The organism is Colwellia sp. Bg11-12 (assembly GCF_014076955.1).
GTDB lineage: Bacteria > Pseudomonadota > Gammaproteobacteria > Enterobacterales > Alteromonadaceae > Colwellia_A.
Map to the genome: position 1 here is coordinate 130,277 of NZ_JACGUZ010000050.1, position 20,957 is coordinate 151,233.

Genomic DNA, 20,957 nt, shown 5'->3' on the forward strand with positions numbered 1-20,957 from the left:
GATAGTAGTAAAGTAATCATGAGTTCATCATGGGATTTTCAATCACATGATGACGTCGCAAAGTATAAGGACAGAAAAATGTCACAAGCAATACAATTAATTAATGGTCAATGGCAAGTAGGTTTAGGCCACGATGTTAGCTCGTTAAATCCCGCTAAAAACGAAGTTATTTGGCAGGGTCAATCTGCTTCTAAAGAACAAGTTGATACCGCGGTAAAAAGTGCTAGAACGGCATTTGAGTCTTGGGCAGATATGAGCTTAGAGGCACGTATTGCTATTGCAGAAAAGTTTGCTGTTTTGTTAGGTGAAAACAAAGAAAGTTTAGCGATTACGATTGCACAAGAAACAGGCAAGCCCCTTTGGGAAACGCGCACTGAAGTTGGCGCAATGATGGGTAAAATAGCCATTTCTGTTAAAGCTAACAATGAGCGTACTGGCACTGTTGAAAACCCAATGCCAGGTGCAAAAGCAATGATCCGTCATAAGCCACATGGTGTTGTCGCTATTTTTGGTCCTTATAACTTTCCTGGTCATTTACCTAATGGCCACATTGTTCCCGCTTTAATAGCGGGCAATACGGTTGTATTTAAACCAAGTGAATTAACGCCGAAAGTTGCTGAAGAAACGTTAAAACTTTGGCTACAAGCAGGTTTACCTAATGGCGTAATTAACCTTGTACAAGGTGAAGTCGAAACAGGTAAAGCGCTTGCTTCTCATCCACAAATTGATGGCTTGTTTTTCACCGGTAGTTCAAACACCGGTCACTTATTACATGAGCAATTTGGCGGCCAGCCAGGTAAAATCTTAGCGTTAGAAATGGGTGGAAACAACCCATTAATCGTTAAAGACATTAGTGATGTAAAAGCGGTTGTACACGATATTATTCAATCAGCTTTTGTAACAACTGGTCAACGCTGTACTTGTTCAAGGCGTTTATTCATTGAAACGGGAGAGCAAGGCGATGCAATTATAGCTAAGTTAATTGAAGCAACTAAAACAATTAAGATTGGCTATTATGATGACGAAGAGCAACCTTTTATCGGTTCTATGATTTCTGAGAAAGCTGCTTTAAGCTTGGTAGCTGCTCAGCAACAGTTACTTGATTTAGGCGCTCACTCATTAGTTGAGATGAAACACTTGGAAGCCGGAACTGGCTTTATTTCTCCGGGTATACTTGATGTAACCGCGATTAATGAAATGCCTGATGACGAACATTTTGGTCCTTTATTAAAAGTTTACCGATACGACGATTTTGACGCGGCGATCAATGAAGCAAACAATACTTCATTTGGTTTATCTGCTGGTTTGTTAAGTGACAGTGAAGATTTATACAATCACTTTTTCCGCAGAATACGTGCTGGCATCGTTAATTGGAACAAACCAATTACTGGCGCAAGCAGTGCTGCACCGTTTGGTGGTATTGGTGCTAGTGGTAATCACAGAGCTAGCGCATTTTATGCTGCTGATTATTGTGCATACCCAGTAGCTTCTGTTGAAGCTCCTAAAGTGTCATTACCCGCTACTTTAAGTCCTGGCTTAAGTATCTAGGTTAAGTTTTAGTATGCTCGCTAATAACCCTATATTGAAAGCTGGGCTTCGTCCCAGCTTTTTTAAAAATATAGATCAAATATAACGATTCATTTGAATAGTTAGCAGTAACTCGCATTCAAATTGATCTTCCAAAAATGAACGCTATTCTTTAACTATTCGTTAGTAACCCATTTAAATATACTAAGGATGTTCACATGACTAATGCTATATCAAACCAACACCAACAAGTTACCGACTTGTTTACTAATATCTGGCAGAATTATATTGAAGTTACCCCTTCAGCTCATAAGATTCATGAGTTACTAAGCTCGGGTACTGACTTAATAAACGATCATGTTGCTTACCGCACCTTTGATACCGCTAAAGTCAATTTAGATAAACTAGCGGCTATTTTGATTGACCTAGGTTATAAATATGCTGGTGAGTATGACTTTTCAAGCAAAAAATTAAATGCAAAACATTTTGAGCATAGCGATACTAGCTTGCCTAAAGTTTTCATTAGTGAATTGCGTGTAAAAGAATTTTCTGTTGAAGTTCAGGCTATTATAGAAAAAATGGTTAGTGCTATAGACGATGACATCATTGCTGATAGTCGCTTCTTGTACTCAGGTACGCATTGGCAAGTCAGTAAAGCAGAATACCAAACCTTGTTAGCAGAAAGTGAATATGCTGCATGGGTTGCGGCCTGGGGCTATCGTGCTAACCACTTTACAGTAAGCATAAATCACCTAGCAAACTTTACGGATATCGAAGATGTAAATGCAGCAGTTAAAGCAGGCGGTTTTTTATTAAACACCACCGGCGGAGAAATTAAAGGTGATTCGACGGTTAAACTAGAGCAATCTTCAACAATGGCTGATAAAGCGCTTGTTAAATTTTCAGACGGTGAAGTAGAAATCCCTAGTTGTTTTTATGAGTTTGCTAAGCGCTACCCTCTAGAGAACGGGCAGTTATATTCTGGTTTTGTTGCTGCTTCTGCAGATAAAATATTCGAAAGTACTAACGTCAGTTAAATATTATCATATTTTATCTGTATTATAATATTTGCTAGATATAGCGAGCAGGAATGACAAGATCTGCTCGCTAAAATGTCACACTTGTGATCACCTCGTAATACATCTTAATAATTCAACGTTCCTTTCTTTTAGTTAACGCTTGCTAAATCAGTAATTGAAACTGAAGTCTTTGTCCGATCTAACAGTTTCAGCATAGCTGCTGAATTTTTGCCGTTATGTTCAACAAAGCTTAATAAATTTTTTCCATTACATTCAATGTTATTCGCTACATATTTTGAAGAGTATCCGGAAGACTTTATCGATTTGTACATTGCGGCTCTATTACCTGTGGCTGCTGTTACACATAAATTCGTTTCAATACTATTATCTATAGCTGTTATTTTTGCAGCTTGTGCTGATATTGAAAAACCCAATGTGATGATTGTCGCTACTACTATATTTTTATAGTTCATTTTAACTCTCCAAATTAATATTTATGACAACACAGATTGCGTTGTCTTATTAATAGTGACGCTAAAATGAAAAAAAGTTGTATTAAACTAATGTTGATATGTAATAACGCGTGTTTAATCTATTTAATTATTTATTATGGAATTCAACTCAACTGAATGTTTTAACAATCAAATATAAATTGAAACTCAAAATAATATAATCATACAATTTTACATTCAAAAACAATTAGACATAAAAAAGCCCCGATAAACGAGGCTTTTTACTTTCTATCTAAGAAATAAAGTCGCTATTAAAAGCGTGCTTCAAATCCTACACGAACATAACGAGGTGTCTGCCAAGTTGCATCAGTACCGTAATATTGGTTTTGATTACCAGGAGACGTTTCCCACAATTCATTCTGTGTAGTCGCTGTTTGAATATCAAACACGTTAAAGATATCAATTGATGCTTCCATATCTATACCGTTAATTTCAAACGCGTAGCTACTTGATAAATCAACTTTAAATGTCCAGCTAGTTTCGCCAGCTGCACCACGAGGTAAACGATTAATTACATCATCTGCTTCGTCATCAGTACCGTTAGTATCAGTAGTGTAGAATGTATCACCGTAACCACCGAATAAATCAGGGTTGTCAGATGGGTAACTCTTACCAAATGCTGATAATGGACGACCACTTGCTAATGTACTGTTCCAACCAACTATCCAGTCATCAGTAATGCTGTAGCTACCGTATAACTTGAATACGTGGCGACGATCGTTAGCTTGATTACCATTTGCACCATCCATTAAGGCTGGGAAATCGAAATCTTGTGTAATACCTGCATCAGCTTGACCGATATCAGATTTAACAGCACCTTCGAAGTTACCGTAGCTGTGTGACCAGCTGTAGCTAAGTGTCATTCTTAATGAATCAGTATTGTATTTAACAATAGTTTCTAAAGCGTAATACTCGTTTTTAGCTTCAGGAAGCATAATTTGCGAATCATTAGAATGTGTAGTTAATGAACCTGCATCAGGAGAACCATCAAATAAATCACCTTCAACAGTTAAATCGCCGTTACCATTGTAGTAGAAACCATCTTTGTACCATGAAGAATCTTCACCTGGGTTAAGTAATACACAGTAAGGCCAAGAGAAAGCACCACAGTAATCATCAAGCGCTGTATCAACAGTACGGTAAGTACCTTTAATAGCTAAAGTGAACTCTTCATTTAGCATTGTTTCATAACCAAGAATATACTCGATTTTTGAAAACGGGTCAGCTTCTTGAGCTTGGAATATATCTTTTTCTGGAATTGTAGCAACAGAACCAACTGTTTGAGAGTTAGCAACTGTACCACTTACCGGAGCAGCACCTTCTGGAGCACCATCAGCACCAGGCTGAGAGAATGTGTAATGCGTAGTCGTATCACTTACACCTGATGCAGCACGGTATACTGTGTTATTCGCAACGGGTAAGTAATATTGTCCTAGAGTACCGTAAAATTTGCTTTCTCCGTCACCTGTTGGATCCCAGCTGAAGCCCAAACGTGGAGCAACATCTGTTTTGAATGACGTTAACAATTTACCTGTAGTACCCCAGTTTTCAAATTCATCAATACGTAAACCAAGGTTTAGTACTAAATTATCTGTAACCTGCCATTTGTCCTGAATGTAATAAGCTGTGATTTCAGAATTAAAGCTACCACCACCATCAAAAATACGGTCAGAAACGATATCTTGTTCAGCGCCAGTGTTGTTAGTGTATAAAACACCGTTATCACCTTGAATGTTAGCGCCAGCTTCTAACGTGTAATAAGTATAGCTGTGACCAGTAATAGGACGGTTTATACGTGAAGAATCACGTTCTTGGTATTCATAACCTGCAGTGACTGTATGGTCGCCCAAGATATATTCAATATCTAATGCAAATTGAGTGTTCTCATCATTGTTTGCGCCAAATGAGCCACCAGGTCCACAAGAAACTGCAGTTGGATTATCACGAGAATCAGTTACTGAAGGACAAAGAAGGTTATCAGGTGTGTTTTCATATTCTGTTTCGATACGACCAGCCATTGCAGTAACGATTAAATCATCTGTAATGTAACCTGTGTAGCTAAGACTATGCGTATCGCCACCACGTTTCTGTAAGAAACCACCAGAACGAGCGCCAAGTACGCTATTTTCAAGATCATATGCGTAGATATCTAGAGTAGTATCACTACGGTTTGAATAACCGAAGTAACTTAAACGATGATCTTCACTAATATCCCAATCAATTGTAGCGCCCCAAAAGATGTTATCGCCACCAGAAGCATCGCGTGTGCTCCATTCGTCATCTGGAGTCGTACGACCACCACCAGAAGTTACAGCACTTGAAACATCACGTGGGTTAACTAAAGCATAGAAGAATAATTTATCTTCAATGATTGGGCCGCCAACTGAGAATGTAAAGTCTGTCGTGTCAAATTCATCATTTGAAGCATCACGGTATACTTTGCCTACGCCGCCATCGCCACGAGACATTTGAGACTCAGATCTTAATGAATCAGGAGTAAATGAAGCTGTTGCTGCATATTCCCAGTTGTTCGTACCGCTTTTAGCAGTCGCGTTTATTGCGCCACCTGTAGCACGACCATATTTAGCTGAGTAACCACCGGTTTTAACTTGGAATTCTTTATAAAATTCAAACGGTAATTCACCACAACCTAAGCCTTGACGAGTATTAGTTACTTCCATGCCGTTAATGTAACAAACGTTTTCTGCAACAGATGCACCACCAAAAGAGGCTGTGTTACCAAAGGCAGAATCACCTTGTACAACACCCGGAGCTAATAAAGCAACAGCAGTGATGTTACGTGCGATAGGCATACGGTCAATTTCAATTTCACCAACAACTAAACCAGCATCTGAAGAAGATACATCGATAGTAGCAATTGAAGAACCAACCACTTGAATAACTTCAGTGTCGTCAGTTGCGGCAACATCGAAGTTTGTAACCGTGTTTCTACCTAAAGATGCGCGAGCATTATCTTCAGCAATAACTACACCGTTTTGCATAACAGTAATTTTGTAATTACCAGAAGGCATTTTTGCTAAACGGTAACTACCGTCTTCATCGATACTTACTGTACGTTGTGTACCTGTATCAACGTTAACTGCTTTAACTGTAACGCCAGCTGTTGATGAGCCATTAATACGACCAACTAAATCATCCGCTGAAGCTGATGTCATACCTAAAACGGCTGTTACAGCGACAGCTGCAATCGAGCGTTTAAATGTTTTTGAAATATTATTTCTCATAGTGTTTCTCTCTGGACTTATAAATTTATTATTTTATGTTTATATTTTATATTTGCATGTTAGAACAAATTGTTACAATAGATAACAATATCACTCAATTCTGCCTGAATATAGAAATAATACAACCCCTATTACGCAAATGATTTTGAACTTTCACCAATAAACCTAACCAATTGTTTTTTAATAGATAAATATCACTATCTCGACATTATTGTCTTGTATGTATCGTTTTATTGGCATGATAAAGATATTTATCTTGGTGATTTTAATAAAGACAGTCTATTTTCGTTAAGTAGGAACTATAATAAATTCAGATAAAGAGATCTTGATGGTCTTGATTAAACGCCTCTATAAAGGGTATGGTATATCTTCATTTTTTAAGGTGTTTTTTAATGGTTACAGATACTGAAGGTTACATTCATATTATTGAATACTTAACAGAGCACTTAAGTTTGTTCGAGAACTCACCGTCTTCATCCTCTGGTTCTGACACCGTTATGGCCGTTATTGAGCAAGAATTAAGTGAGCAGATTATAAGTATTTGTAGTCAGAATGAAGCTTTGTCGTTTAATCAGCGTAACACGGTTATTCGAGAAGTTGACGCCATTGTTTATGACCTTGAAGAGATACTCTCTGGTGTTGTAAACAACGCAGTAACAAATGAACAAAAAACATTTATTAAAGAGTTCGCACTACTTATTAAAAACTTATTTGATACCGAAATTCATACTCAGTTTTTGTCTTAACCTGGTTCGTTAGTCAATATTACTTACAAACAAAACACCTGATCACGACCGTTGTCTTTCGCTTGATATAATGCTTTATCAGCACGAGTAAAAAAATCGTCAAAGGTGTCATCTTCAAATGTTATACAAGTGACGCCAATGCTTACTGTTATTTTAATTGCTTGATGCCACTGACCATTTATAGTCAAGTTCCTCTGATTAAGTCGAATTCTCTCAGCAACAACTTTTGCTGATTGTAAGGTAGTTTCAGGCAGTAATATTGAAAACTCTTCCCCCCCCATTCGCGCTAGAATATCTTCTTGTCGAACACAGGGTAATAAACATTGCGCTACTGAAATTAAGACTTTGTCTCCTACAGGATGTCCATAACCATCATTAATACTTTTGAAATGATCAATATCAATGGAAATTAAAGATAAAATACGTAAGTGTCTTTTAGCACGATGAAACTCTCGTTCAGCATGCTTTATAAAGTAGCGACGGTTATAAAGTTCAGTCAATGAATCGGTGTTTGCTTGTTTTTTAAATTGTTCCTTTAAAGCAAACAACTCACTTACATCTGTAGAAAAACCAATTAAAGCCGGTAACTCTCCTTGCTGTTGATAGGGGATTTTTGTACTGATATAGTGAAGTAAATTACCTTGCTCGTCTTCTGATGTCTCTTCTATTGTTAGCTTAATACCAGTATCAAATACTTTTTGGTCTGAGTGATTAAAATGTTCAGCGACATCAAATGGCAACACTTCAATGTCTTTTTTACCGATAATATTTTCTGGTGTCGTGCCAAATAATTCAGCTACTTTGCTATTTACATATTTGAATGTTCTCTCATTGTCTTTCATATAAATATAAGCATCTACGTTATCAAGTACCGTATGAAGTAACTTTTCCTGAGATTTAACTATTTTTTGTAACTTTTTTTCTTCTGTTATATCTGTTGATATACCACACATACCAATAACGTTATTATTATCATCAAACAGTGGCTTTTTAACCGTTTTATATATGCGCGTTTCCTTTAATGACCTTATAAAGTTTGTTTCTTCACTCTTAACCGTAATCGCTTCTTTCATTACCTTCTGGTCATTTTCTCTGAGTTGTTGAGATAACGCTAAATCAAAAAAATGGGTATCGTCAAAGCCAATAATTTCTGCAGTGGTCACATTCAATAGATCAAGTACCGCTTGATTCACGTAGGTGTAATGACCATTTAAATCTTTGGTATAAATACACGCCCCAACATTCGTCAATACTTCAGCTAACATCTTAACTTTTAGTAATAAATTATTATGAGATAGCATTGTTGATTGTTGATCTTTGCTCACTGATAAACCTTAAATATAAAAAACATTACAGAAAGTTTAATTGTAGTTGAATATTTAAAATAGGCATTACGTCCCAGCTAAAATCATGCTTTAGCCCACGTTTATATTATGATCTTAAACGATGATCTTAAAAGAATAAGTTACAACGCCTGTTTTCTCATACTCAACAATTTAAATAACTCAACACCAATACCAACAACTGCGGCAATATAGGCTATTTTAAATTTCCTCCTAATTAGGGGATGCTTTGCTTATTTTTATTACCTCGTTAAATTGAATAGACACAGTATTGTAAACTTTATAAAGTATATAAAATTATTATTTGCAACAAAAATAAGAACATTTCGTTATGATAAACCTAACGTGGTTAAAAACATTTTGCACACTTGCTGACGTAGGTCATTTTACTCAGACAGCAGAAATTCTTTTTATGACACAATCAGGCGTAAGCCAACATATAAAGAAACTTGAGGCACAACTAGATACATTATTATTGACTCGGGAAGGGAAGTCTTTCTCGCTGACTGATGCGGGAATAAAGTTACGCCAACGTGGGCAATTTTTGTTAAAAACATCAGCAGACATTGAAGCATCAATTAAACAGGACGATGCTTTTATTGGAATAATTAAGGTCAGTACCCCAGGGAGTGTTGGCTTAAAGTTATACCCTTATATGCTCGATATACAACAACACTCTCCTGCACTTGTTATTGATTACACCTTTGCACCGAATAAGCGTATTGAGCAAGACTTGATTGAACGTAAAATAGACCTTGGCATACTAACCGAATTAAGCCGTAGCCCTCTCTTACTTAATGAAAAGATAGCGATTGAACCTTTGGTTTTAGTAACGGCGAGTAGTGTAAAACGCATAAATTGGCAAGTACTGACTTCCCTCGGTTTTATCAGTCACCCTGACTCAGCACATCATGCACAACAGTTACTGAGTAAGAACTATCCTGAATTTGAACATACCAGTCAATTTGAGCACAAAGGATTCTCTAATCAAATTAGTTTGATTTTAGAGCCTGTTAGCCGTGAGTTAGGCTTCACTGTGCTACCACTTCATGCTGTAAATGCTTTCCCTGACCAAAGTAAAATTAACATACACCATTTAAAAGTACCGGTGAATGAAACACTTTACCTTTGTCAAAACAGGCATTCTTTTGAAACTAAAAGGCGAACATACATCAAACAATCTATTCATGAGTTTATTGCATAATACCTATAAGCAAATAGTTGATATTAGAAACTAAAAAGGCTTGATTCATCATTTATTTCCAGCCTACTAGCCATTTATCACTTATTTTTAAATCACGCCAATCTATGGTGTATTCATTGTGGGTCATCACTGCTTCTATAATACAGTGGGTCACTATTTGGTCTTCATCAAACTCAACTTTAGTGATAACAAAATGCTTTTCTTTGTTAACAATATCAACTTTAGTCCATTTGCTGTTAATAAGTGCTTTAGGGTTAACTTTATTCATCTTTACCTTAGTCATTATTTATTCTTTTAAAAAAGAGAGTTCAAATACCGATAATGAAAATTGACCTGCTACCTTTTTAGTCATTAAAAATCCCACTTCTCTAATAGCCGCAGAATTAAGTATCGGCGCACTTTTTATCATTCTTCCTCGAAAAGTTGCTTTAAAATCAGCAATTGGGAGCATAATTTTTTCACGCTTATTCGCTGTCGTTTTAAAGTCATGTTTGTAAGCTAAACGGTAACCATTAGCATAAATAACCAGTCTCAATTGATAAGTCTGACCATCACCTTTTACATCAACAACTAGATTTTCGGCACCTTTAGGAAGATTTTCAACAGCACGGAAAACAGAGCTAAACCCTCCATTATTATCAAGTGAGATATTGCCATTAAAAATGCCATGGTCTTTTTCAAAAGTCATATTTCCATTTGAGAAGCCTCCCATAACATTGTCATCGGTTACCTGCCAAAGTCCCTTTTCTTGCTTTGAAAAATCAATCATATAAGCCTTTTTATTCAAACTATCGTTTGCAATAACGTATCCATTACCGTTGTTACTATTTGCATAGACACTAAAAAACATTAATAAACTTAATACCAATCTCATCAGTAAATTTCACTTAAGTATCTGTGGTTATATATTTATAATAATACGTAGAGTTAACTTTTTAAGATCAAAAGATAAAAAATGAGCTAAAGTTTAATTTCTAACGTATAAAACATTAACTAAATTAATAATCAACGAGTCAATAACACATGCGCATTTTTTTATTTATATTGTTCATCAGCCTAGCATCAGGTTGTAGCACAAAATATGCAAATCAATCAGTAACCGGGATGTCTTTTCCTTCTGTTACCGGACAAACATTAGAAGAAAATACGGTAAAGATACCTGAAGACTTTAACAAAGACTTTACCTTGCTACTCGTCGGATACAAACAAAACTCACAGTTTGATATCGATCGATGGCTAATTGGTTTAGATATGACAGAGACTAACGTTGATGTTTATGAGCTTCCTACCATTCAGGGATTATTTCCAAGAATGTTCAGTACATTTATTGATAATGGTATGCGTGCGGGTATCCCAAAACCCCTTTGGAAAGGAGTGATCACTGTTTACGAAGATGGTGATAAAGTGCAAGCTTTTACCGGTAATGAGGCACCTAATAACGCTAGAGTTCTGTTGTTAGACAAAGAAGGTGTCGTGCTTTATTTTTATGATGATGGTTTCTCAGTTGCTGCACTTAATGAACTTAGAGATAAATTAACGCCTTCAAAATAGCGATAGTCACTTTGTAGTAATGGTAAGAAATAATCTCTCAAAGCTATTATTTCTTACCGAATTTCTTTTCTCCCCCCCTTTATAACAGATGCTCCTCTCCCTCTAACCTCCCAAGAAATTTCAAAGAATATTGTTTTAAAATGAATGGTAAACGAGTGATATTTTTCACTGGCTGTCGCACCATCATGGGGCGTTTACTTAGATTGGTGCATTTATCAAATCCTTTAAGCATATTTATTTTTGCCTATTTAATAAATAATCATTATTTTACAAAAGACTAACGAACAAGTGCTCAGTTGAATTTAAGTGGCATGAGACTTGAACTGTAAACATATGAGTATTTATCTACAGTGAAAATTATGCTTTCAGCTTTTATTGCACAACACAAACTACCTAAAGAATTTGGGCACACCGTAAAGCAGTATTACCGACCACTTGCTGATCGGATATATCGACAATTTAAAAAGAATAACACACCATACTTTGTTGGCATTAATGGCTGTCAAGGTAGTGGAAAGTCGACATTAACCGACTTTATTGCTGAGTATTTAATTGCTAAGTACCAACTGAATGTTGTTGTCATGTCTTTAGATGATTTTTATTTAACCGGTGATAAGCGCAACAAGCTTGCTAATGATGTGCATCCACTATTAGCAACGAGAGGCGTTCCGGGGACCCATGATGTGTTAGCGCTTGAACAAGTACTTGACCAATTAAATACCCAAAAAACCGATTTTCTCATTCCTAAATTCAATAAAGCGACCGATGAACCATTCCCCAAAGAACAATGGACAGTCATTGAAAAAACCGTTGATATCATTTTATTAGAAGGTTGGTGTTGGGGCGTAAAACCGCAAACTGAAGCACAATTAAAGTCACCTATTAATGAACTTGAATTACAACATGACGCAAATGGGCAATGGCGAAATTATGTCAATGAACAACTCAAAAAAGCTTATGCCCCTTTATATAAAAAAATGGATTTTTGGTTAGCACTGCAAGCGCCATCATTTGACTGTGTTTATAAATGGCGATTAGAACAAGAGCAAAAATTACAAGCCAGAAATATTGGTTTAGTAAATTCAAAAGTGATGACTCCAGAAGAAATACTTAATTTCACCCAATATTTTCAAAGGTTAAGTGTGCAAAGCTGTACCAGCATATCACAGTCTGCTGACGCAATTTTTTACTTGAATTATGCTCGTCAGATCACTGAAAAACCAGTGAAGGATGAGCAATGAGCCCATTTAAAATACTGATTTTTAGTGATCTAGATGGCACATTACTGGATCACTTCACTTATCAATCGACAGCAGCGATCCAAACGCTTGAACAATTGAAGCGAGCGAGTATTCCCGTTATTTTAAATACCAGCAAAACACTTGCAGAATTAGAGAGTATTAACAGCAAACTTAAGCTAAATACCCCCTTTATTGTAGAAAATGGCGCTGCGATTTATATACCACTCAATACCTTTGCGAAACAGCCCTCAGACACCGTAATTATTGATAACTATTGGGTAAAATCATTTTGTTTACCAAGACAGCATTGGCTAACGTTGTTGTCTGAACAAACTGATGAATTTAAAAAGTATTATCGAAGTTTTTCAACGATGTCTTTAGAAATGTTATCCCAAGAAACGGGGTTAACCTTAGCCGAGGCCCAACGTGCTAAACAAAGACAATATGGTGAACCTATTCAATGGTTAGGTGATGACGCCACTAAAAATAAGTTTATAGATCACCTGCTTAATTTAGGCGCGAATGTTGTTCAAGGCGGAAGATTCATTCATATCGGAGGTTACTGTGATAAAGGTCAAGCCCTGATCTGGCTCACTGAACAATATCGAGAAAATGCTAATAACCCTGCAATTATGACCATTGCCTTAGGTGATGGAGAAAATGACAGCCCAATGTTAGAAGCCGCAGATATCGCGGTACAAATTCGTTCACCCGTTCATAATTTCCCCAAGTTATACCGTCAATTTAAAACAACTCGTACTCAATTATATGGCCCACAAGGCTGGGCTGAAGCGATACAGATACTTTTAGTAAAGCAACTATCCCATTCAACTAATACATACAATTAATAAAGAGGTAAACCATGGCTGATTTTTATCAAAACGGTACCGTAACCACGTTACATAATTTAGCACAGCGTGAACCAGCAGATATGGCCGCTGAATTATTAGACTTTTCTAAAAAACGACCTTTAGGGCTTATTTTACCTTCATTGTTTTCTGAATTAGAAGGTGAAGCCTTACCCGATATTATTAATAAAATTAAAGATGTCGAGTATTTGTCTGAGATAGTTATTGGCCTCGACCGAGCCGACCTCAAGCAATACAAACATGCCTTAACTTTTTTTGGCCAACTGCCACAGCACCATAGAGTGCTTTGGAATGATGGGCCTAGATTACAAGCGATAGATGAAAAACTACAAGCCCTTGGCCTAGCCCCAAAAGAGTTAGGCAAAGGGCGAAATGTTTGGTATTGCATGGGCTATATTTTGGCTTCGGGTAAAGCTGAATCTATTGCGTTACACGACTGTGATATTTTGACCTATGAACGAGAATTACTCGATAGGCTTCTATATCCAGTGGCGAATCCAATGTTTAACTATGAGTTTGCAAAAGGTTTTTATGCGCGCGTGGCGGGCGGGAAAATAAATGGCCGTGTATCTCGTCTACTAGTAACACCACTGATTAAAGCGTTGAAAAAAACAGTTGGTCATTGCGACTATTTAGAATACATGGACAGTTTTTTATATCCTTTAGCAGGTGAGTTTTCTTTCCGTCGAGATGTATTAAACGATATTCGTATTCCCAGTGATTGGGGCCTTGAGATAGGCGTGTTATCAGAGATGTATCGCAACTATTCGCCTAACCGTTTATGCCAAGTTGATATAGCCGCAACGTACGATCATAAGCATCAAGATTTATCGTTAGATAATACTGATGGTGGTTTATCAAAAATGTCGATTGATATCAGCAAAGCCTTTATTCGTAAACTTGCTACTCAAGGTGAGACATTCACTGCAGAAAAATTTAGAACATTAAAAGCCACTTACTATCGAATTGCTTTAGATTATGTCGAAACTTATCGAAACGACGCGATGATGAATGGGCTTAAGCTGGATATCCATAATGAAGAAAAAGCGGTTGAGATGTTTGCACAAAATATACTAACCGCCGGCAATACTTTCTTAGATCAACCCATGGACACACCGTTTATTCCTTCTTGGAATAGAGTAGTCAGCGCCATACCTGATATTTTATCGCAACTAAAAGAAGCGGTAGAGTTGGACAATGAAGAATTTAGACAAGCATTATAGAGAAAGGTGCATTATGCCAACGCCAGTCAATCAGTTAAAACAACCATTAAAAGATAAGTTAGTTCAGCAGCTTGCAACTATTTATCATGATGTTCCACTTGAACAGTCGTTTGATGATATTGCGCAATCCCTGCTTGATATCATGGCGCTATCTCGAAAGGCAGTAATAGCAAAACCTTTCACAAACCATTGGTCAGAAGAAGATATTGTTCTAATCACCTATGGCGACAGCATCATTAAGGCAGATGAAGCACCACTAAAAACCTTAAAAAACTTTGTAGATAATACGCTTAGCAAGACAATTAATAGCGTGCATATCTTACCTTTTTTCCCTTATAGTTCCGACGATGGTTTTTCTGTTATCGATTATTCATCCGTTAACGAATCGTTAGGTGCATGGCAAGATATCACGCAGATAAGTAAAAATTATCGCTTGATGTCTGATCTTGTTATTAACCATTGTTCAAGTCGCAGTGCCTGGTTTGACAATTTTATTAAAGGTGAAGGCCAAGGTAGTGACTTTTTCTTTACTGCACTTCCTGACGATAACTTGTCAGGCGTTGTTCGCCCGAGAACATCTCCACTTTTAAAAGAAGTAGAGACAGGTAAGGGGAAGAAATTCGTTTGGTGCACTTTTAGCCACGACCAAGTTGATTTTGACTTTCGTAATCCTGAAGTATTAAAGGCATTTACCTCAATAATTAAGCAATATATTGATGCAGGAGTACAAATTTTTCGTTTAGATGCCATCGCCTTTTTGTGGAAAGTCGTCGGCACACCCAGTATTAACTTATCTCAAACCCATGAAGTCGTCCGGTTACTCAGAACCCTTATTGAATCAGCAGAACAACACGCCATTATCATCACTGAAACCAATATTCCCAACACACAGAACCTCACTTATTTTGGTAATGCCAACGAAGCCCACGGGATCTATAACTTTTCATTACCGCCGCTGTTGCTAAATACCTTGCTAACCGGTAATTGTTTATACTTAAAACGTTGGCTTATGAGCATGCCACCTTCGCAAGATGGCACCATGTATTTTAACTTTATAGCTTCGCATGACGGTATTGGGTTACGTCCAGCAGAAGGCTTATTAAGCGAAAGAGAACTTGATACCTTAGTACATACGGTAGAGAATTTTGGTGGAAAAATATCATGGCGTACCTCAGACACCGGTGAACAAAAAGCCTATGAAATGAATATTGCACTTTATGATGCATTGCAAGGTACGGTGCACGGTAAGGATAAGTGGAATTTTGAACGTTTTATTTGTGCGCACGCCATAATGTTTGCGCTTGAGGGGATCCCTGGGATTTACATACACAGTATGCTGGGGACAAAAAATGATTATCAAAAACTAGCAAACACTCATCACAATCGTTCAATTAACAGACGTCGCTGGCATGTAGATGCTTTAGAAGAAGCTCTTGCTGATAAAGATTTACACCACGCTAAAGTACTTTCAACCCTAAAGTCTTTATTAGACATAAGAATTAAACAATCAGCTTTTCACCCAAATGCAACGCAATTCACGTTGCACTTAGGCCTACAACTGTTTGGTTTTTGGCGACAAAGTAAAGACAGAAAACAAAGTGTATTTTGTGTGAGTAATATATCTGACCAACCTGTTGTATTGCCATTAAGTGAGCTAAATTTAATTATTACCGACTCTTGGGTTGAGCTCATTACCCATGAAAAAATAACAGAGTTAACACAAGAACTGGTATTAACGCCCTATCAAACAGTATGGATATCAAACATCTAAGGTGAAAGGTGAAATAAATACGCTATACTAACTAAAAACAACTTTTAGGATAACGCTGGATTACAAATGACCCATTATTTTGCACCTCATGGTGAATTTAAATTACACGTGAGTAATAATATAATTATCGCGCGCTTAACGGGTTCTTGGAATAAAGAGTGCGCAGAAAATTTTTCAGCAGCATTTATAGCGCAAGTAAAATTGTTAAAAACACCAAGATGGGCGCATTTAGTCTTCTTAGATGACTGGCAAATAAGTGTTCCTGAAATTGCCCCTGTTGTTGATGATTTAGCCGCTTTTTGTATTTTAAATGGTTTAGAAAAATCAGCGCAAGTCGCTCATGAATCAATGATGAAAAAAATGTACCTCGATAAAATGACAATTGAAACACGGAGTAACTTTGAGAGACGAATATTTTCTGACCAAGATAAAGCGATTAGCTGGCTCAGTGAGTATGGTTTTACTACAACAAAAGGATTAAATGCTTACGACTTAGTATAGCTTTTTGGTGCTGCTAGAAGTTTTTCGTAAACACGAAAAGCAACTGTAAACTGCTCTTGTCTTCAACTAAAGGACTGTCCGTAATACTTTTATCAAACCAAGTGTATTCGAGATTTAAGCGGGTATATCCGCCAAAAAAAATAGGTGTAGCAATTGAAAGCCCGACATTCTTATTAAATGCGCTTTTACCGCTGTAAACAGTTCTGTCTTGATTAATTTCATACTTTGATACACCATAATAATAATCAACATGATTTTTATCTAACAAACTCAATGAGATAGAAGGTTCAAGGAATACGGAGCCAAACTTGTAAACACGGCCAAAACTAGACTTTATTTCAAAACCATTCGATCTATTTAACACATCAAACATCGACGAAAGCCCAATCTTCCAATCATTTTTTTGATAATCGACGCTAACCCCCGCATCTAAAGAACTCTTTCTTTTTTCCATGCCTTTGAAAATATAACTGTCAGATTCATCAAACCCTTGAAACCTCGGTGATAGCTTCGCTGACACTGTAAAATGATTAACTTCTTTTAACTTATAACTTACAAAAGGTCCAAATATTGATAAATTTTCTCCTTTATAACCAATCAAAGGGAGAGGCATCGTACGTGAGCTATAACCTTTGTATATTTCTTTGTTAACGCTAATACCAACACCATATAAAAAACCAGTGGATTTTTCTCGCGTTACTGAGGCTGTTTTCTGCTCTGAGAAGGTGTAAAAAGGCACAAAGAATAGACTTAATATTAAGATTTTATAGATGTTTTTCATTATGTAATTATCATCATTCATTCTGATTGTTTACAAATTATACGTTTTAAATTGCAATTGGGTTTAATTTATCCCTAAATTATCTCTTTAGTACTTTAGCAACCTGTAATGATGATTAAAAAGGTGCAATCACTTTATTGAAAACATCATATCCGCAAGGTATTCATTCACAGCAAAATATACCCATATAATTTATTATTAGTGCAGACAACGATTAAAATATATCCGCAAGGTGATCGTGACTCGCGCTAATTACGTACTTAAATGTACCAAGCCAACAAAGTGATATTTAAATGCAACACTTCAGTCAAGACGAACTGCTACAGATGAACGCTCGCTACCGTGCTCAACTAGTTAATAGTTTGTCTGGTTATAAAAGTGCTAACCTCATTGGTACGCGCAACGAGCAAAACCAAAATAATTTGGCGATGTTCAGTTCTGTTGTTCACCTTGGCTCGTCTCCAGCTTTGGTCGGTTTTATTACCCGTCCAGACAGTGTGCAAAGGCATACACTAGAGAATATTCTACAAACTAAACAATTTACGATAAACCAAGTCAGTGAAAGTTTCTGGCAAGAAGCGCATCAAACTTCAGCCCGTTATGGTGCTGACCAGTGTGAGTTCGAACAAACAGGCTTAACCCCCTATGATATTGACGGTATCGAAGTACCTTTTGTTAAGGAGAGCCGACTGAAATACGCGTTAATACTACGCGATATAGTGCCTATTCAACTCAATGGTACCCAATTAGTTATTGGTGAAATAACAGATATACTTTGTGAAGCAGCAGCGCTTAAAAAAGACGGTTACATTGATATCGAGTCATTAAATACGGTTGCAATATCAGGTTTAGACAGTTACCACAAAAGTCAGCGGTTATCTCGATTAAGTTACGCTAAACCTGAATATATACCATCAAAAATTTCACTTGATGGTCAATAGCTAAACAGTAATTAATGTAAAGGTTATAATAGTTAAAAATTTAAGGAAGACAAATGAAAAGTTGGCAATTACTTGGGTACCTTGGTTTACTCCCTTTTATAGCCTTTTTATATTTAAGCGTTAATGTGGAAAATCCAAATATTACCGCTCAACAGGCCTTTGTAGCATACAGCGCTATTATTGTCAGCTTTATTGCAGGCACATTATGGCGTAAAGACGACCATCATATAAATCAGCAAATAACGAGTAATACGTTAAGCTTAATTGCATTTTTAGCCTTACTTATTGAACGTGACCTTGCGCTAATTATTTTAGTTTTTAGTTTTCTATTCCTCTTTATTTACGAACAAAAATTAGCTAAAGATACTCAACAGAATAATCTGAACGCAAATTATATGAAAATGCGATTTTGGCTAACATTGATTGTTGTTTCACTCCATATAACGGCCTACTTTTTATGGTTTTATTAACATGAACATACAACAAGATTTAGGATCCCCTATGCTAACAATATTTTATGATGGTAATTGCCCAATGTGTGCAACTGAGATGATTCATCTCAAAAGGCACGATCAAGATAACGTCATATTTTTGGTGGATATTCACCAGAAAGATTTTCAATCACTCTATCCTGAGATTGAGTTTTCGGCAGCAATGAAAATATTACATGCTACGTTCAATGGCAAAGTGCTACTGGGATTAGAAGTAACACATCGTGCTTGGACACTTGTTGGTAAAGGCTTTTGGGTAGCCCCCCTTAATTGGCCAGTATTTAAAACATTAAGTCACTGGGTTTACTTGGGGCTAGCAAAATATCGTCATCAAATATCAGCGCTTCTCGCCAAAATTTTTGGCATAAAAACGACAAACTGTAATTCGGGAACTTGTTATGATAAATCAACTAACACTGATCATTGGCGCAAATAGCGACATTGGCAAAGCACTCGCGACTCAAATAAAAAACGTAGCTGACACTGGGCTTATTCTTATTAGTCGAGAGGCAAGTAATAAAGATAAATCTGTTAATGAACTTAACGTTAAATACATAAAAGTAAAAGATTATCTGGCGCAATCAATTGAAATGGCTGTAGCAGAAATAGCGGCGCATAGTGAACTGCCAATAAGCCAAGTTTTTATTTGTAATGGCATACTGCATAGTGAGACTTTTCAGCCTGAAAAGCGCCTAGAAGACTTCGATGCCCAAGCATTTCATCAAGTGATTAGTGCAAACACACTAACACCAATGTTATGGGTACAAAAGTTGACACCAATACTGACAAGGAAGTCACCCTGTAAATTTGTAGTATTTAGTGCCCGAGTTGGCAGCATAAGTGATAATAACCTAGGCGGCTGGTACAGCTATAGAGCCTCAAAAGCAGCACTAAATATGATGCTTAAAACTGCCTCAATAGAATTGGCGAGAAGAGCAAAAAATATAAAACTTATTTCATTCCATCCAGGAACTACAGACACACCTTTATCTAAACCATTTCAGAAAAATGTTCCACCAGAAAAGCTTTTTACCAGCGAATTTGTTGCCAAACAACTACTGAGCATTGTAGAGAATACAGCAATAGATCATACGTTGAGTTATCTTGATTGGGAGGGTAAGTCTATAAATTGGTAATAGAAAGAAAAGGCAAATTATAATTAAAAACTACAAGTACAAGTTGCAGTTTTTAATTAATGTTAATTGTTGACAGTAAATTTATTCGCTATTTTATGGAAAGACTCAAGTGTGTCTTTATGTTCATATTCTATGGAAAATCTGCCATGAAATAGCAACGTTATTGTTAAATCTTTATAACCAAGCCAACAAGTGTAGCCATCAAAGTCGTGCCACGCCTTAATACCTGAGTGCTCATACATACCATCGAGTTTAATTCCCTCTTTGGTAATAAAATCATAAATTTCTAAAAATTCTCTAAGCGTTAATTGTCTATCTTTCATCAGTTAAAACTTAATCATTTGGCTGCAGCGACCACTACTGCTGGTAGTACCACACATTTCATCATACGCTGATTGATATTCGAGTGCGGCGTTGAATATATTATTATTTCTAAGGTAATTTTTAGCTTCAACTAAAGATCCCATTACAGCAACATCTTTAGATTGGCTTAAACCAATAAAATTATTGAGTGAATCAACAGCCCCAACAAGATAATGAGTTGATTCGGCTACGCCAATAATAGTAGGTATCGTAGTTTGTCCACTGCTAGTTAATGTATTCATCATAATAAACCTCCACGTTGCATTCAGCTATTTAATACGATTACCTGACTATTAAAGATCAATGTTCAGGTTATATTTATATATAAGCCTTGGGATTTAAATCAATGACTACGGTTTCAGAGCTGTCACAAATGCACCAAAATCAATTGCTGATCTTTTTTTGTCATTTTACTGACCACCAATAAATATGAATTTTCGTTCATCCGTTTAAGCTGCCTTATGGAACTTAACCGTCAAAAACAACACGATTC

At 36.6% G+C, this 20,957-nt stretch carries 22 protein-coding genes; 14 read left to right on the forward strand and 8 right to left on the reverse strand.

Annotation, left to right across the window (positions count from 1 at the left end; all coding sequences use genetic code 11):
* Positions 1-78: 78 nt before the first annotated feature.
* Positions 79-1,548, forward strand: a complete 1,470-nt coding sequence (gene astD, locus H4J39_RS02465) for a succinylglutamate-semialdehyde dehydrogenase (protein ID WP_182225825.1) — start codon at positions 79-81, stop codon at positions 1,546-1,548.
* 197 nt (positions 1,549-1,745) lie between these two features.
* Complete coding sequence (locus H4J39_RS02470) at positions 1,746-2,564, forward strand: DUF1338 domain-containing protein (RefSeq protein ID WP_182225826.1); 819 nt, start codon at positions 1,746-1,748, stop codon at positions 2,562-2,564.
* 131 nt (positions 2,565-2,695) lie between these two features.
* On the opposite strand, the gene H4J39_RS02475 is transcribed toward H4J39_RS02470, so the two are convergent.
* Positions 2,696-3,019 (reverse strand): DUF3718 domain-containing protein, encoded by a 324-nt coding sequence (locus H4J39_RS02475; protein WP_182225827.1) that lies wholly within the window; start codon positions 3,017-3,019, stop codon positions 2,696-2,698.
* A gap of 290 nt (positions 3,020-3,309) precedes the next feature.
* Positions 3,310-6,303, reverse strand: a complete 2,994-nt coding sequence (locus tag H4J39_RS02480) for a TonB-dependent receptor (protein WP_182225828.1) — start codon at positions 6,301-6,303, stop codon at positions 3,310-3,312.
* Positions 6,304-6,695: 392 nt separating this feature from the next.
* Between H4J39_RS02480 and H4J39_RS02485 the strand changes: the two genes are divergently transcribed.
* Complete coding sequence (locus tag H4J39_RS02485) at positions 6,696-7,049, forward strand: DUF3802 family protein (protein WP_182225829.1); 354 nt, start codon at positions 6,696-6,698, stop codon at positions 7,047-7,049.
* Between the two features lie 23 nt (positions 7,050-7,072).
* Here H4J39_RS02485 and H4J39_RS02490 read toward each other — a convergent pair whose 3' ends face one another.
* Positions 7,073-8,374, reverse strand: a complete 1,302-nt coding sequence (locus H4J39_RS02490) for a sensor domain-containing diguanylate cyclase (protein WP_310649708.1) — start codon at positions 8,372-8,374, stop codon at positions 7,073-7,075.
* A gap of 349 nt (positions 8,375-8,723) precedes the next feature.
* On the opposite strand from H4J39_RS02490, the gene H4J39_RS02495 reads away from it, so the two are divergent.
* Positions 8,724-9,596 carry a LysR family transcriptional regulator gene (locus H4J39_RS02495; RefSeq protein WP_182225830.1) on the forward strand — a complete coding sequence of 291 codons (873 nt, stop codon included), beginning with the start codon at positions 8,724-8,726 and terminating at the stop codon, positions 9,594-9,596.
* A 52-nt stretch (positions 9,597-9,648) separates the two neighbouring features.
* On the opposite strand, the gene H4J39_RS02500 is transcribed toward H4J39_RS02495, so the two are convergent.
* The gene (locus H4J39_RS02500) at positions 9,649-9,864 is read right to left on the reverse strand and encodes a TIGR02450 family Trp-rich protein (RefSeq protein ID WP_182179287.1); all 216 of its coding nucleotides are present in this window, start codon (positions 9,862-9,864) and stop codon (positions 9,649-9,651) included.
* A gap of 18 nt (positions 9,865-9,882) precedes the next feature.
* Positions 9,883-10,446, reverse strand: a complete 564-nt coding sequence (locus H4J39_RS02505) for a CIA30 family protein (RefSeq protein WP_259368728.1) — start codon at positions 10,444-10,446, stop codon at positions 9,883-9,885.
* Between the two features lie 173 nt (positions 10,447-10,619).
* Here H4J39_RS02505 and H4J39_RS02510 point away from each other — a divergent pair, with 173 nt between their 5' ends.
* From H4J39_RS02510 to H4J39_RS02535, 6 genes are all read left to right on the forward strand, one after another.
* Positions 10,620-11,147 (forward strand): hypothetical protein, encoded by a 528-nt coding sequence (locus H4J39_RS02510; RefSeq protein ID WP_182225831.1) that lies wholly within the window; start codon positions 10,620-10,622, stop codon positions 11,145-11,147.
* Positions 11,148-11,506: 359 nt separating this feature from the next.
* Positions 11,507-12,388, forward strand: a complete 882-nt coding sequence (locus H4J39_RS02515) for a kinase (protein ID WP_182225832.1) — start codon at positions 11,507-11,509, stop codon at positions 12,386-12,388.
* The gene (locus H4J39_RS02520; RefSeq protein WP_182225833.1) at positions 12,385-13,236 is read left to right on the forward strand and encodes a mannosyl-3-phosphoglycerate phosphatase; all 852 of its coding nucleotides are present in this window, start codon (positions 12,385-12,387) and stop codon (positions 13,234-13,236) included. Before H4J39_RS02515 ends, H4J39_RS02520 begins: the two co-directional genes overlap by 4 nt.
* Positions 13,237-13,250: 14 nt before the next feature.
* Positions 13,251-14,480, forward strand: coding sequence for a glycosyl transferase (locus H4J39_RS02525; protein ID WP_182225834.1), 1,230 nt, complete (start codon positions 13,251-13,253; stop codon positions 14,478-14,480).
* 13 nt (positions 14,481-14,493) lie between these two features.
* A complete protein-coding gene (locus tag H4J39_RS02530; protein ID WP_182225835.1) occupies positions 14,494-16,251 on the forward strand; it encodes an alpha-amylase family glycosyl hydrolase in 1,758 nt (585 codons plus the stop codon).
* A 66-nt stretch (positions 16,252-16,317) separates the two neighbouring features.
* On the forward strand, positions 16,318-16,752 hold the full coding sequence (locus H4J39_RS02535; RefSeq protein ID WP_182225836.1) for a hypothetical protein: 435 nt from the start codon (positions 16,318-16,320) through the stop codon (positions 16,750-16,752).
* Positions 16,753-16,765: 13 nt separating this feature from the next.
* On the opposite strand, the gene H4J39_RS02540 is transcribed toward H4J39_RS02535, so the two are convergent.
* Positions 16,766-17,533, reverse strand: a complete 768-nt coding sequence (locus tag H4J39_RS02540) for a MipA/OmpV family protein (protein WP_182225837.1) — start codon at positions 17,531-17,533, stop codon at positions 16,766-16,768.
* A 293-nt stretch (positions 17,534-17,826) separates the two neighbouring features.
* Between H4J39_RS02540 and H4J39_RS02545 the strand changes: the two genes are divergently transcribed.
* The 4 genes from H4J39_RS02545 to H4J39_RS02560 are packed head-to-tail and all read left to right on the forward strand — an operon-like array spanning position 17,827 to position 20,101.
* A complete protein-coding gene (locus tag H4J39_RS02545; RefSeq protein ID WP_182225838.1) occupies positions 17,827-18,474 on the forward strand; it encodes a flavin reductase family protein in 648 nt (215 codons plus the stop codon).
* Between the two features lie 53 nt (positions 18,475-18,527).
* Positions 18,528-18,944, forward strand: a complete 417-nt coding sequence (locus tag H4J39_RS02550) for a DUF3429 domain-containing protein (RefSeq protein ID WP_182225839.1) — start codon at positions 18,528-18,530, stop codon at positions 18,942-18,944.
* A gap of 31 nt (positions 18,945-18,975) precedes the next feature.
* Complete coding sequence (locus H4J39_RS02555; RefSeq protein ID WP_182225840.1) at positions 18,976-19,401, forward strand: thiol-disulfide oxidoreductase DCC family protein; 426 nt, start codon at positions 18,976-18,978, stop codon at positions 19,399-19,401.
* Positions 19,364-20,101, forward strand: coding sequence for an SDR family NAD(P)-dependent oxidoreductase (locus H4J39_RS02560; RefSeq protein ID WP_182225841.1), 738 nt, complete (start codon positions 19,364-19,366; stop codon positions 20,099-20,101). The genes H4J39_RS02555 and H4J39_RS02560 overlap by 38 nt, the downstream gene beginning before the upstream one ends.
* Before the next feature lie 62 nt (positions 20,102-20,163).
* Here the strand turns inward: H4J39_RS02560 and H4J39_RS02565 are convergent, their stop codons facing one another.
* A complete protein-coding gene (locus tag H4J39_RS02565; RefSeq protein WP_182225842.1) occupies positions 20,164-20,424 on the reverse strand; it encodes a DUF3081 family protein in 261 nt (86 codons plus the stop codon).
* A gap of 3 nt (positions 20,425-20,427) precedes the next feature.
* The gene (locus H4J39_RS02570) at positions 20,428-20,709 is read right to left on the reverse strand and encodes a DUF6482 family protein (RefSeq protein ID WP_182225843.1); all 282 of its coding nucleotides are present in this window, start codon (positions 20,707-20,709) and stop codon (positions 20,428-20,430) included.
* Positions 20,710-20,957: the final 248 nt, after the last annotated feature.